The 12,419-nt window shown below is 67.8% G+C and carries 14 protein-coding genes; 1 reads left to right on the forward strand and 13 read right to left on the reverse strand.

Annotation, left to right across the window (positions count from 1 at the left end; translation table 11 throughout):
- On the reverse strand, positions 1 to 257 hold a 257-nt coding region (locus tag CCR87_RS15525), incomplete at its 3' end, for a DnaJ domain-containing protein (RefSeq protein ID WP_201158449.1).
- Positions 258 to 334: 77 nt separating this feature from the next.
- A complete protein-coding gene (gene dnaK, locus CCR87_RS15530; RefSeq protein ID WP_201158450.1) occupies positions 335 to 2,251 on the reverse strand; it encodes a molecular chaperone DnaK in 1,917 nt (638 codons plus the stop codon).
- A 170-nt stretch (positions 2,252 to 2,421) separates the two neighbouring features.
- Between dnaK and CCR87_RS15535 the strand changes: the two genes are divergently transcribed.
- Positions 2,422 to 3,060, forward strand: coding sequence for an alpha-ketoglutarate-dependent dioxygenase AlkB family protein (locus CCR87_RS15535; protein WP_338048950.1), 639 nt, complete (start codon positions 2,422 to 2,424; stop codon positions 3,058 to 3,060).
- A 42-nt stretch (positions 3,061 to 3,102) separates the two neighbouring features.
- On the opposite strand, the gene CCR87_RS15540 is transcribed toward CCR87_RS15535, so the two are convergent.
- The 11 genes from CCR87_RS15540 to bchL all read right to left on the reverse strand — a co-directional run bounded on the left by CCR87_RS15540 (position 3,103) and on the right by bchL (position 12,378).
- Positions 3,103 to 3,510 carry a c-type cytochrome gene (locus CCR87_RS15540; RefSeq protein ID WP_201158451.1) on the reverse strand — a complete coding sequence of 136 codons (408 nt, stop codon included), beginning with the start codon at positions 3,508 to 3,510 and terminating at the stop codon, positions 3,103 to 3,105.
- A 165-nt stretch (positions 3,511 to 3,675) separates the two neighbouring features.
- Complete coding sequence (gene hemA, locus CCR87_RS15545) at positions 3,676 to 4,887, reverse strand: 5-aminolevulinate synthase (protein ID WP_201158452.1); 1,212 nt, start codon at positions 4,885 to 4,887, stop codon at positions 3,676 to 3,678.
- A gap of 13 nt (positions 4,888 to 4,900) precedes the next feature.
- Positions 4,901 to 5,713 carry a putative photosynthetic complex assembly protein PuhE gene (gene puhE, locus CCR87_RS15550; protein WP_242512059.1) on the reverse strand — a complete coding sequence of 271 codons (813 nt, stop codon included), beginning with the start codon at positions 5,711 to 5,713 and terminating at the stop codon, positions 4,901 to 4,903.
- 7 nt (positions 5,714 to 5,720) lie between these two features.
- On the reverse strand, positions 5,721 to 6,800 hold the full coding sequence (gene acsF / locus CCR87_RS15555; protein WP_201158453.1) for a magnesium-protoporphyrin IX monomethyl ester (oxidative) cyclase: 1,080 nt from the start codon (positions 6,798 to 6,800) through the stop codon (positions 5,721 to 5,723).
- Positions 6,797 to 7,093 carry a hypothetical protein gene (locus tag CCR87_RS15560; protein ID WP_201158454.1) on the reverse strand — a complete coding sequence of 99 codons (297 nt, stop codon included), beginning with the start codon at positions 7,091 to 7,093 and terminating at the stop codon, positions 6,797 to 6,799. The genes acsF and CCR87_RS15560 overlap by 4 nt, the downstream gene beginning before the upstream one ends.
- A 62-nt stretch (positions 7,094 to 7,155) precedes the next feature.
- Complete coding sequence (gene puhC / locus CCR87_RS15565) at positions 7,156 to 7,692, reverse strand: photosynthetic complex assembly protein PuhC (protein ID WP_201158455.1); 537 nt, start codon at positions 7,690 to 7,692, stop codon at positions 7,156 to 7,158.
- 14 nt (positions 7,693 to 7,706) lie between these two features.
- Positions 7,707 to 8,366, reverse strand: coding sequence for a photosynthetic complex putative assembly protein PuhB (gene puhB, locus CCR87_RS15570; protein WP_201158456.1), 660 nt, complete (start codon positions 8,364 to 8,366; stop codon positions 7,707 to 7,709).
- Between the two features lie 130 nt (positions 8,367 to 8,496).
- Positions 8,497 to 9,261 (reverse strand): photosynthetic reaction center subunit H, encoded by a 765-nt coding sequence (gene puhA, locus CCR87_RS15575; protein WP_201158457.1) that lies wholly within the window; start codon positions 9,259 to 9,261, stop codon positions 8,497 to 8,499.
- Between the two features lie 24 nt (positions 9,262 to 9,285).
- On the reverse strand, positions 9,286 to 10,755 hold the full coding sequence (locus tag CCR87_RS15580; protein ID WP_201158475.1) for a PucC family protein: 1,470 nt from the start codon (positions 10,753 to 10,755) through the stop codon (positions 9,286 to 9,288).
- Positions 10,756 to 10,778: 23 nt separating this feature from the next.
- Positions 10,779 to 11,462, reverse strand: a complete 684-nt coding sequence (gene bchM / locus CCR87_RS15585; RefSeq protein ID WP_201158458.1) for a magnesium protoporphyrin IX methyltransferase — start codon at positions 11,460 to 11,462, stop codon at positions 10,779 to 10,781.
- Between the two features lie 13 nt (positions 11,463 to 11,475).
- Positions 11,476 to 12,378: a ferredoxin:protochlorophyllide reductase (ATP-dependent) iron-sulfur ATP-binding protein gene (gene bchL / locus CCR87_RS15590; protein WP_201158459.1), complete on the reverse strand. Its 903-nt coding sequence runs from the start codon at positions 12,376 to 12,378 to the stop codon at positions 11,476 to 11,478.
- Positions 12,379 to 12,419 lie beyond the last annotated feature (41 nt).

Raw genomic sequence — 12,419 nt, forward strand, 5'->3', positions numbered from 1 at the left:
CCCCGTGGCCCGCCGGGCCCGCCCATGCCCCCCTCGAACGCCGCATGGCCGAAACGGTCATAGGCGGCCTTCTTCTCGGGGTCCTTGAGCGCCTCATAGGCCTCGTTGATTTCCTTGAACTTGGCCTCGGCCTGCGGGTCGGCGGTGTTGCTGTCGGGATGCAGTTCGCGCGCCTTGCGCCGATAGGCCTTCTTGATCTCGTCGGCCGCAGCCGTGCGCGAGACCCCAAGCACATCGTAGAAATCGCGTTTCGCCATCCGGCACCTCTGTCACTGCATGGAACGCAAGGGGCCGGCCCGCCCGGCGGACCGGCCCCAAACGCGGGCCTGTGGGATTACGAGCTCTTGCGCTTGCGGTCCTCGTCGATGTCCTCGTACTCGGCATCGACGATGTCCTCGTCCACGCTGCGCGGATCATCGTCCGAGGCGGCCTCGCCTTCGGCCGCCTGGGCCTTGTAGATCGCCTCGCCCAGCTTCATCGACGCCTCGGTCAGGTTCTGGATCGCGCCCTTGATCTTGCCCGCGTCCTCGCCGGCGGTGGCTTCCTCCAGCGCGCCCATGGCCAGCTCGATCACCTCCACGGTGGAGGGGTCGACCTTGTCCTTGTGCTCCGACAGCGCCTGACGGGTGGAGTGCATCAGGCTTTCGGCCTGGTTGCGGGTCTCCACCAGCTCGCGGCGCTTCTTGTCGGCCTCGGCGTTGGTCTCGGCTTCCTTGACCATCTTCTCGATGTCGGCATCCGACAGCCCGCCCGAGGCCTGGATGGTGATCTTCTGCTCCTTGGCGGTCGCCTTGTCCTTGGCCGAGACGTTGACGATGCCGTTGGCGTCGATGTCGAAGGTCACCTCGATCTGGGGCATGCCGCGCGGCGACGGCGGGATCCCCTCCAGGTTGAACTGGCCCAGCATCTTGTTGTCCGCGGCCATTTCCCGCTCGCCCTGGAACACGCGGATGGTGACCGCGTTCTGGTTGTCCTCGGCGGTGGAGAAGATCTGGCTCTTCTTGGTCGGGATGGTGGTGTTGCGGTCGATGAGGCGGGTGAACACGCCGCCCAGCGTCTCGATGCCCAACGACAGCGGCGTGACGTCCAGCAGCACCACGTCCTTCACGTCGCCCTGAAGCACGCCCGCCTGGATGGCGGCGCCCAGCGCCACCACCTCGTCGGGGTTCACACCGCGGTGGGGCTCCTTGCCGAAGAACTTGCCCACTTCCTCGATGACCTTGGGCATGCGGGTCATGCCGCCGACCAGGACCACCTCGTCGATGTCGGACGCCGACAGGCCCGCATCCTTCAGCGCGGCCTTGCAGGGCTTCAGCGTGCGCGCGATCAGGTCGGCCACGATGCTTTCCAGCTTGGCGCGGGTCAGCTTCATGACCATGTGCAGCGGCTGGCCGGTGGTCTTGTCCATCGAGATGAACGGCTGGTTGATCTCGGTCTGGCTGGAGGACGACAGCTCGATCTTGGCCTTCTCGGCGGCTTCCTTCAGGCGCTGGAGCGCCATCTTGTCGCCCGTCAGATCGACGCCGTGCTCCTTCTTGAACTCGTCCGCGAGGTAGCTGACGATCCGCATGTCGAAGTCCTCACCGCCGAGGAACGTGTCCCCGTTGGTCGATTTCACCTCGAACAGCCCCTCGTCGATCTCCAGCACGGTGATGTCGAAGGTGCCGCCACCAAGGTCATAGACCGCGATCGTCCGGCTGTCCTTCTTGTCGAGGCCATAGGCCAGCGCGGCCGCCGTCGGCTCGTTGATGATGCGCAGAACCTCCAGGCCGGCGATCTTGCCCGCGTCCTTGGTGGCCTGACGCTGGGCGTCGTTGAAATACGCCGGAACCGTGATCACGGCCTGGGTGACGGTCTCGCCCAGGTAGGCCTCGGCGGTTTCCTTCATCTTCTGCAGGATGAAGGCGGAAATCTGCGACGGGGAGTACTTCTCGCCCTTCACCTCGACCCAGGCGTCGCCGTTGCCGCCGTCGACGATGTTGTAGGGGACCAGCTTGCGATCCTTCTCCACCGCCTCGTCGCTGGTGCGCCGCCCGATCAGGCGCTTGACCGCGAACACGGTGTTGGTGGAGTTCGTCACCGCCTGGCGCTTGGCGGGCTGACCCACCAGACGCTCGGTATCGGTGAAGGCCACGATCGACGGCGTGGTGCGCGCCCCTTCGACATTCTCGATCACCCGGGGCTGCGCGCCGTCCATGATGGCCACGCAGGAGTTGGTCGTCCCGAGGTCGATCCCGATCACTTTCGGCATGTTGTCACGTCCTTCTGTTCGGCGATGTCTGTGGACACGGGCCCGTTCGCGGCGCCCGTGCCCGGATCCCTGGCGTGGGGGCCGTGCCGTGCTGGCTGGCCGGGTCCACGCTTCGGCGGGTATATAGGCAGGGGGTTTGGCCCCTGCAACGGTGACGGAGACGTGAATCTGTGACGGGAACCGACCTTTTTGGCGCCACGGGCGGCGCGGGCCCCGAGAGCCTGAACGGCGCGCGGATCTGGCGCGGGCTGCTGGACGCGCCCGCGCAGGCCGCGGTGCTGGAGGATCTGCGCGCGGTGGTGCGCGCGGCGCCGCTGCTGCGCCCGGTGACGCCGGGCGGGCGGGCGATGTCGGTGCGCATGACGGCGGCGGGGCGCGTGGGCTGGGTGACGGACCGCGCGGGGTATCGCTATGCCGACCGCCACCCCGGCGGCGGGCCCTGGCCACCGATCCCGGCGGCCGTGCTGGCGGTGTGGGACGCGGTGGCGGCCTGCGCGCGCACCCCGGATTGCTGCCTCGTCAATTTCTACGGCGAGGGCGCCCGGATGGGCCTGCACCAGGACCGCGACGAGGTCGATTTCACCTGTCCCGTCGTTTCCCTCAGCCTCGGCGATCCGGGGCTGTTTCGCGTCGGCGGGACCGTGCGGGGCATGCCCACGGCGTCGACATGGCTGTGCTCGGGCGATGTGGTCGTGCTGGGCGGGGCCGCGCGGCTGGCGTGGCACGGCGTTGACCGCATCCGCTTTGGGGAGTCGCCGCTGTTGCCACAGGGCGGGCGCATCAACCTGACACTGCGGGTGGCGAGGTAGCCGGCACGGGCCGCCCGTCGGGACGGCCCGTGCCGCGTCACATCACTGCGTCACGCTGTCGAGATACGCATAGAGGTCCGCCGCACCCTGGCGCAGCTGGAACGCCATCGACCCGCGCGCGGAATTGTCGCCGAGGAATTCACGCAGGAACCCGGTCGGGTTCTCGGTGTAGGCGATGAAGTTTTCCTCGTCCCACACCAGACCGGCCTCGCCGGCGGCGACCATGGACGGCGAGTAGCGGAAATCCTCCACCGCGCCCGCTGCACGGCCGACGACGCCATAGAGGTTCGGGCCGGTGCGCTGACCGCGCTGGATGGTCTCGCCTTCGGGGCTGACGATCATGTGGCAGGCCTGGCACTGCCGCCACATCCGCTCGCCGGCGGCGGGATCACCGGCGAAGGCCGGCGCCGCCACGATCGCGGCGGCCAGTGTCACGGGGATAAGGCGCATCATTCGCTCCTGTCTGCATTGGGGGCGGCGCAGTGCCGCGGCTCGGGCCGGGACGGCGCGACCCGCCCCCTCCCCGCCGCGCCGGTGGCGCGGCCATGCAGGCAGTGCGATCCGCAGTCCGGCTTGGTTCAACCTAGCCGGACTGCGGCGGAGTTCAACGCAAATTCACGCCACGGCACGCGACAGTGCACATTGCTTCCACAGCGTGCCCAGCGCGCTGACCAGACGGTCGATGTCCTCCTCGGTGTGCAGCGGCGAGGGGGTGAAGCGCAGCCGTTCCGTGCCCTTGGGAACGGTGGGGTAGTTGATGGGCTGCACGTAGATCCCGTATTCCTCCATCAGGATATCGGCGATCTGGCGGCACTTGACCGGGTCGCCGATCATCACCGGGATGATGTGGCTGGGGTTCGGCAGGTGCGGAATCCCGAGGTTGTCGAGCCGCGCGCGCAGCTGCGCCACGCGCTCGCGCTGGCCCATGCGCTCTGCATCGCTTTCCTTCAGGTGCCGGATCGACGCGGCCGCCGCAGCCGCCACCGCCGGCGGCAGCGCCGTGGTGAAGATGAACCCCGAGGAGAACGAGCGGATGAAGTCGATCAGCGCCGCCGAGCCGGTGATGTAGCCGCCGACCACGCCATAGGCCTTGCCCAGCGTGCCCTCGATCAGGGTGATGCGGTCCATCAGCCCTTCCTGCTCGGCCACGCCGGCGCCGCGCGGGCCGTACATGCCGACCGCGTGCACCTCGTCGAGATAGGTCATGGCGCCGTGCTTCTCGGCCACCTCCACGATCTCGCGGATGGGGGCGATGTCGCCGTCCATCGAATAGACCGATTCAAAGGCCACGATCTTGGGCCGGTCCGCGGGGATCGCGGCCAGCTTGCGGTCCAGATCCTCGGGGTCGTTGTGCTTCCAGATCACCTTGTCGGCGCGGGAATGGCGGATGCCCTCGATCATGCTGGCGTGGTTGAGCGCGTCCGACAGGATCACCGCCCCCGGCAGCCGTGCGCCCAGCGTGCCCAGCGAGGCCCAGTTCGACACATAGCCCGAGGTGAACAGCAGCGCCGCCTCCTTGGCGTGCAGGTCGGCCAGTTCGGCCTCGAGCTCGCGGTGCAGGATGTTGGTGCCGGAGATGTTGCGGGTGCCCCCCGCGCCGGTGCCGCAGCGGTCGATGGCGGTGTGCATCGCCTCCATGACCTTGGGGTGCTGGCCCATTCCCAGGTAGTCGTTGGAGCACCACACCGTCACCTCGCGTGCGCCGGTGCCGTGGTTGGCGGCGCGCGGGAACTGGCCGCAGCGGCGCTCCAGCTCGGCGAAGATGCGATAGTTGCCGTCGCGCTTCAGCGCGTCAAGCTGGGCCTTGAACAGAGCATCATAGTCCATTGGGCGTCCTCACTCAGTCTGTCTTGATCTGTTGGGTGGCTTTGGGCGCGGGCAGCATCCAGCGCCAGAGTTTCTCGTCGGGCAGCGGCAGCACCATCAGCCAGTGCTCCAGCGCGGCCAGCGCGGTCAGCGCGGCCAGCAGGCCGTATCCCGCCACCTCGGCCGGAGAGGCGGCGGTCGCCAGCCGCTCCAGCCAGAACCAGGTGGCCGCCGTCAGCCCGGTGACGGAGATCGGGAACACCCAGTTCAGCCGCGCGATGCGGAAGTGGCTGGGCAGATGCGCGAGCGGCTGCGGCAGGAACTCCGTATTGATCTTCCGCACGCCGTAAAACAGGTTCAGCTTGGCCGAGATCCGCGCAAGGAACAGCACCAGGAAGGTATAGAGCCCGAACGGATTGCCCGACCCCAGCGCCACCGCGGCGAACGCCAGCACCAGCCCCGCCAGCAGCATCTCGTGATAGGCGATGGTGCCCCAGGCGCGGATGAACCGCTCCCACTCGGGCACGCCGGGGGGGCAGGGGCGGGTCATCGGGCCGGTGATCACACCGGTCAGGAACGCAAGCTCCACCCAGCCCCAGACCGCCAGCGCGGACAGGAAGGCGAGGTAGACGCCCATGGTGGAGGTGACCTCCAGCGTGGCCCAGGCGCCATACAGCCCGGCAAAGAACACCGGCATGGCGAACAGCACCGCGCGCATGTGCGCCCGGCGCCCGCCACGGTCGGCGTGTTTCACAAGACACAGGATCGCCCCGGTGGAAAACCACCAGATGAACAACGCAAACAGCGCCGCCGCCCAGCCCTCGCCCATGATCACCCCCTCGCCCATGCGGCCCTCAGTACGCCGGTTCCAGGCGCGGGTTGGCCGGCACCACGTTCTTCTTCACCGGAATGGTGTAGAGGCTGAGGAACGCGAGGCCCGAGCGGGCCCCGGCGGTGAACCGCGCAACCGCGCCGCCGATCCCGCCCTGCCGCTTGGCGCGGTCCATGTCGCCCATCGCCACGCGCAGCCGGTCGAGGCCGCGCTGCCAGCGCGGGTTGTCGATGTCGATCTCGATCGGGAACACCTGACGGGCGATCTCGGAGGTCTTGCGGAACACCTCCTGGTCGTACTCGTCGACATTGATGCCCAGCGCGTTGTGGAACGCCGGACGGGCGTGGTCGCGCACATGCATCACGCTGAACACCGCCACCAGGAAGAACCGGATCCACAGCTTGTTGATCGGGCTTTCCGTCAGCTTGGGGTCGGTCTTCATCAGCAGCGCAAAGGCCTCGCCGTGGCGGAACTCGTCGTTGCACCACTGCTCGAACCACTTGAAGATCGGGTGGATGCGGTGCTCGGGGTGCTTCTCCAGGTGCCGGTAGATCGTGATGTAGCGCGCATAGCCGATCTTTTCCGACAGGTAGGTGGCGTAGTAGATGAACTTCGGCCGGAAATAGGTGTATTTCTTGGCCTTGGTCAGGAACCCGAGGTTCACGCCGATGTCGGCCTCGCGCAGGGCATCGTTGATGAAGCCGGCGTGGCGGGCCTCGTCGCGGGCCATGTAGTTGAACAGCTCGCAGATGTCGGGGTTGTTGCCGCGCCGCTTCATCTCCTTGTAGAGCACGCAGCCCGAGAACTCGGCCGTCAGCGAGGACACCAGGAAATCCACCAGCTCCTTCTTGAGCTCGGGCTCCATTCCCTCCCAGTCGACGGGGTCCCAGTCGGCGGTCTTCTTGAAGTGGGTCTTGTTGGGATCCGAGCGCAGCTCGGCGATCAGCTTGTCCCACTCCTCGCGGATGGGTGTCACGTCGATGCGGTCCAGCTCGTCGAAGTCCGTGGTGTAGAAGCGCGGATCCAGCAGGGTCGTCTCGGACGCCTTCTGCGTGGTCTCGTTGACGGCGGCGCCGTGGCGGGTTTCGGTATGCGCGTTCACAGCGTCACCTCCTCGGAGAAGGAAAATTCGCAAAGTTCCATGACTTCGAAGTCACCCGTCAGCTTGGTCCACAACCGCTCGACGGTCGAGGCGCGGGTGATGGTGGCCGTTCGCTCCTCGATGACGACCTCGCCGTAGGGGGCCATCACCGGCGCGCCATGCACCAGCACCTCGTCGCCCGGATTGACCACCGCGCCATTGAGGAACTTGACGTGCGCATGCAGGGATTCAAACTTGTGCGACACTTCGACCATGCACGGGGCGGTTTCCTTCTCTCGTGTAATCAGTCCCATTTTCTGGTTCCCTTTTGATTGTCGTTCCACCGCGGCGGTCGTTGCCGCCGCGGGGTCTTGCCTCAGTTGGTCGCAACCAGCCCCGACACCGCGGCCTCGTCCAGCACCGGTGCGTCCAGCAGGTTGTAGAAGGTCCGGTAGTTGTCATAGCCGAACCCGATCAGCTGTGCGCGCCAGCCGGTGAAATCGTCATAAACGACCAGACGGTTATCGGCATAGAGCGTCAGGCGCACCGGCAGGTCGTCGGGCAGCTTCCGCAGCATGCGTTCGCGCTGGAGCACGCGCCAGATGCCGGCCACGAAGCCACCCTGGTCGCCCGGCAGATCGGCGATCAGGCGGCCTTCCATGTCGGTGACGGTGGCGCGCCCGGCCATGTCGCCGGCCAGCACGACGATCCGCTCGGTCACGACCTCGATGCCCTCGGGCGGGGCGGCCACCAGCGGGCGGTCGGTCAGCCGGGCATAGGCGACCAGCGCCAGCGCCGCGAGCACCATCAGGAACATCGCGCGCACCAGCACGCGGGGGATCATCTCGCGGTCGCGCTTGCGCAGGTCGTCATGGTTGCGGCGGCGGGTCTTCAGATCGACGGCGGTTGCCATGGGTTACGTTCCCCTCACTCGGCCGGGACGGGCGTGGCGGCGGCGCTCTCGCGGGCCGGGGAGGCGGGCGCGACCTTGCGCACCGCGGGCTCGGCCAGACGGGACTGGGCGGCCTCCGACAGGATCCTTGCCACACGCTCGGCATCGGGGATGCAGCGCAGGGCGGGTTGGGTGCGTTTCATGTACCACGGCCTCACATGCGGCCAGGTATTGAGGTACGACAGCCGCGTTTCCCCGATCAGGTTAAGGGCGATGGTGCCGGTGCCACCTTGTCTCAGATCAAGGTTGGCCTCGCCGACCCAACGATAGGGCAGATTCAGCGTCACCGTCAGCGCGGCACCGATGCGCATCGCCACACGGCGGTTGGTGACGGTATAGACCGTGGTCCGGGCCTGGATCAGCGCGATCAGCCACAACAGCCCGCACGCCACCGCCCCCATCACAAGGAACGGCGAGCCGATGCGCACCGCCTCCCAGAACGGGACCTCGGCACCGGCGACCAGCGCGCGCCAGCCGAAGAACAGCACGAAATACAGCGCCACCCAGTAGAGGTTGAGCGATTCGACCGCCAGACGCCAGGCGTCGGGGCGGCCCTGCCAGAGGATCTCCTCGCCCTCGGGGGGGCGCTCGGGCAATCCGCGGATCGGCTCCACCGCAAAATCATCATGAGACATCGTCGTTCCCTTCCGTCTTTTTGGCCGTCAGAGGCCAGCCCTGTGCCGCATCCCGCCTTGTGGGTCGGGCGCCCGCGGGCGCGGCGGCTGGCGTGCCGCGCGGACGTTGCCGCGCGGCACGGGGTGGGCGTCAGCCCAGTTGCGGCGCAAGCCGGCTCGGGCTCGCATACAGCGTCCCCCCGGCGTAGTAGGCCGAGATCTTCTCTTCCTCGAGCTTGGTGATGATGTCCGCGGCCTTGGTCTGCGGCACCCCGGCGAAATGCTTGCCGAAGATGGACCGGACCTGCAGGCGGGACGGCCAGATGCGGGCCATGCCGATCGGCACCAGCCGCTTGCCACCGCCGAACGCGGCGTCGAGGTCGATCTCGATGTAGCGCACCAGCTGCTCGGGCTCGTCGACCCACAGGTCGGCGACCTTGCCCACGACCTCACCGTCGCCGGCCTGCACATCCAGACCGCGCGGATCGATCCCGGCCGAGACCTCGAAGCCCTTCAGATGCGCCATCGGGCGGATCTTGGGATGGCCCTTGCCGTCCAGCTCCGGCTCGTCGCGCCGCGGCGCCCAGGAACCCGGGCCGACGCCGTCCATCATCGGATCGCCCGTCGGCTCCAGCGGATAGCCGTTGGGGGCCACACGCTTCAGCGCGACCTCGCGGTCTTCCTTCTTGTAGTCGGGCACGGTGTATTCGCCGCGGCCATGCGGAAGCTTGAAGGTCTTGGCCGCCGGCAGCGGCAGGTTGAAGCCTTCCGAGCCGCCGTCTTCGTTCTCGAGGGGGTAGCCCTCGCGCATGTTTTCGGTCTGCAGATAGTAGATCAGCAGCGCGAAGAAGAGCCAAAAGATATACAGGCTGATCTGCGCCAGATCGATGTTGTTGAAGGTCGCGGCATCAAACATGGGAGGGTCCTCCGTCAGGCCAATTCAGCTGGGCAGCTCCGCGAGCCCGATCCTTTCGGGGCTGCCCGTGGGGGTTTGAAGCTCGCCCCAGGACCGCACCAGCGGACCAAGGACGACCAGGGTCAGGAACAGAAGCACGACCTCGGTCGCATAGACCGAAGCGTAACCTGTGGCGGGCGTGTTCAGCGGCTCGCCCAGCGAGCCGGACAGGGCCGCGGCGTTGACCACGTCACGGATGGCGCCGCCGGCAAAGATCGACAGCCCCGCGCCGGTGGCCTGCGCGGCCCCCCAGGCGCCCAGCGCAAGTCCGCGGCCCGCAAGCCCCTGCACCGGCATCAGCATCGCCGCCGTCAGAGTGGCGACGGCAAACAGGCCGCCGCCCCAACCGATCAGGAACGCGCCGACATAAAAGATCAGCGCACTGTCGAGCGGCGCCGAGAAGATCACCGCGGCAAACGCCGCGATCCCCGCAAGGATGCCGCGCCCGGCCATGCGGTACGGGTCCATCCCCTCCGACAGCCAGCGCGCCGCCAGCGCGAACGCCACAAGCGACCCCGCCGCCCAGGTCGCCGTCAGCAGCGTGGTGGCCGAGACCGACAGCCCCAGCACCTCGCCGCCATAGGGCTCCAGCAGCACGTCCTGCATGTTGAAGGCCACGGCACCGAGGAACACCACCGCAAGCAACCGGCCGGCCTGTCCCCCGCGCAGGTAATCGGACCAGGCGTCGCCGAAGGTCGCGCGCGGCGCCTCGCGCTCGGCGCGGGTCATGGGGCGGACGGCCTCCTGCTTCCACAGAGCGATCACGTTGATGATCAGCGTCAGCGCGGCGGCGCCTTGCACCACCTCCACAAGGCGGATCTGGCTGAAGTCGCGCAGCAGCCACCCCACCACGAGCGCCGAGACCCCCATGCCCACCAGGAACATCACATACAGAAGCGCCACCACCCGCGGCCGGGTCCGATCGTTCGCGCGGTCCGACGCCAGCGCCAGCCCCGCGGTCTGGGTCATGTGCATGCCCAGCCCCGTCATCACGAAGGCGATGGCCGCCAGAACCTCGCCCGCGTAAGGCACCTCATAGGTCTGGTCGCCCGACAGCACGATCAGCGCGAACGGCATGATCGCCAGACCACCGAACTGATAGAGCGAGCCGAACCACAGGAACGGGATCCGCTTCCAGCCGATGGCCGAGCGGTAGGTGTCGGACTTGAAGCCGAACAGCGCGCGCAGCGGCGCCACCAGCACGGGCAGCGCGATCATGGACGCCACCAGCATTGCCGGTATCGACAGCTCCACAATCATCACGCGATTCAGCGTGCCCAGCAGCATCACCGCCGCCATGCCCACCGCCACCTGGAACAGCGACAACCGCAGAAGCTCGCGCAGCGGGAAGTCCGCGCTGGCGGCATCGGCGAAAGGCAGCGCCCGGATGCTGAGGGTCTTGAGAAGCGGCGGCCGCTTCTCACCCTCGGCGATCTTGGAATCGAGCCGCGCCATCAGGGTATGCCAGGCCGCACGGATCATGGACGCAACTCCATCGCCTGGCTGATGTAGAACCCGCGGCTGACGCGGGCCACGCGCGTGAGCGGGCCCGACAGCCCCTCGGCGCGCACCGCGGCCTCGATCGCGGCGTCGGTGTGCGGGATGATCTGCGGCGAGCGGTCGGAGCGCGGGAATGCCTTGCCCGCCACCCACATCAGGCTGAGCGCCGGGGTGCGCGGGGCGATGGTGAACACCATCCCCTGCCCCGTGCGCGCCATCAGCCGTGCCAGCGCCCGGCCGATGTCGGCGGCCTGGTAGTGGATCAGGCTGTCCATCGCCATGACGTAGTCGAAGCGCCCGTGGCCTTCGTCGAGCATGTCGCCAGGGGTGTAGGTGATGCGGGGCAGCAACGCTTCGGGGGTGCGCTTGCGCGCCACCTCCAGCAGCGCGGGCGAGATGTCCACGCCCACCACCTCCGCGCCGCGCTCGGCCAGCGCGACGCTCATGGGGCCCGCACCGCAGCCCGCGTCCAGCACGCGCGCCCCGCTCAAGTCATCGGGCAGCCGCGCGAGCATCGCCGCGCGCATGGTGTCGCGCCCCTCGCGCACGGTCTGCCGGATGCGGCTGACCGGCGCATCCGAGGTCAGCCGTTCCCAGGTCTTGGCCGCGGTGCGGTCGAAATAGTTCTCGAGCCGCGCACGGGTGGAGGCATAGCTGTCCATCGCCGGTCCCCCCTCAATCGAAGCCCAGAAGCTCGAAGATACGGCGATCCTCGAGCGGGGCGGGCGCCAGCGGATCGGTGCCGGCCCACAGCGTCTCGGCCAGGCGGATGTACTCCTTGCGGGCCATGACGATGTCTTCCTCGTCCGGCATCTCGAACAGGGTCTTCTTCTTCAGGCGCGAGCGGCGGATCGAATCGAGGTCCTTCATGTGCGCGATGCGCTTGAAGCCCACCTCGCGGCAATAGCGGTCGACCTCGTCGGTGTCCTTGGACCGGTTGGCGATGCACCCCGCGAGCCGCACGTTGTAGTTCTTGGCCTTGGCCTGCACCGCGGCGATGATCCGGTTCATCGCATAGATCGAATCGAAGTCATTGGCGGTCACGATCACCGCCCGGTCGGCATGTTGCAACGGCGCCGCGAAGCCGCCGCACACCACGTCGCCCAGCACGTCGAAGATCACGACGTCGGTGTCCTCCAGCAGGTGGTGCTGCTTCAGCAGCTTCACCGTCTGGCCCACCACATAGCCGCCGCAGCCGGTGCCCGCGGGCGGCCCGCCCGCCTCCACCGCCTTGACGCCGTTGAAGCCCTCGAACACGAAATCCTCGGGGCGCAGCTCCTCGGAGTGGAAGTCCACGTCCTTGAGGATGTCGATCACCGTCGGCACCAGCGTGCCGGTCAGGGTGAAGGTGCTGTCGTGCTTGGGATCGCAGCCGATCTGCAGCACGCGCTTGCCCAGCATGGAAAACGCCACCGACAGGTTCGACGAGGTCGTCGACTTGCCGATCCCGCCCTTGCCATAGACGGCAAAGACCTTGGCGCCTTCGATCTTCAGCGCGTCGTCCTGGTGCACCTGCACCGATCCTTCGCCATCTTCACCCTTGCGCAGGTTGGGCGCGATACGGTCGAGCGGGCTCATGGGCGGCTCCTTCCTTGGTTCCACATGCCGCGATGTGCGGC

Source organism: Rhodobaculum claviforme, assembly GCF_016653255.1.
GTDB lineage: Bacteria > Pseudomonadota > Alphaproteobacteria > Rhodobacterales > Rhodobacteraceae > Rhodobaculum > Rhodobaculum claviforme.

Excerpts from the sequence above, each read along its gene's own strand:
- CCR87_RS15560 (WP_201158454.1), bottom strand. The coding sequence starts at position 7,093 with ATGGGACTGATTACACGAGAGAAGGAAACCGCCCCGTGCATGGTCGAA.
- puhC (WP_201158455.1), bottom strand. The coding sequence starts at position 7,692 with ATGGCAACCGCCGTCGATCTGAAGACCCGCCGCCGCAACCATGACGAC.
- CCR87_RS15580 (WP_201158475.1), bottom strand. The coding sequence starts at position 10,755 with ATGGCGCGGCTCGATTCCAAGATCGCCGAGGGTGAGAAGCGGCCGCCG.
- hemA (WP_201158452.1), bottom strand. The coding sequence starts at position 4,887 with ATGGACTATGATGCTCTGTTCAAGGCCCAGCTTGACGCGCTGAAGCGC.
- puhB (WP_201158456.1), bottom strand. The coding sequence starts at position 8,366 with ATGTCTCATGATGATTTTGCGGTGGAGCCGATCCGCGGATTGCCCGAG.
- bchM (WP_201158458.1), bottom strand. The coding sequence starts at position 11,462 with ATGGACAGCTATGCCTCCACCCGTGCGCGGCTCGAGAACTATTTCGAC.
- bchL (WP_201158459.1), bottom strand. The coding sequence starts at position 12,378 with ATGAGCCCGCTCGACCGTATCGCGCCCAACCTGCGCAAGGGTGAAGAT.
- CCR87_RS15540 (WP_201158451.1), bottom strand. The coding sequence starts at position 3,510 with ATGCGCCTTATCCCCGTGACACTGGCCGCCGCGATCGTGGCGGCGCCG.
- puhE (WP_242512059.1), bottom strand. The coding sequence starts at position 5,713 with ATGGGCGAGGGGGTGATCATGGGCGAGGGCTGGGCGGCGGCGCTGTTT.
- dnaK (WP_201158450.1), bottom strand. The coding sequence starts at position 2,251 with ATGCCGAAAGTGATCGGGATCGACCTCGGGACGACCAACTCCTGCGTG.
- puhA (WP_201158457.1), bottom strand. The coding sequence starts at position 9,261 with ATGTTTGATGCCGCGACCTTCAACAACATCGATCTGGCGCAGATCAGC.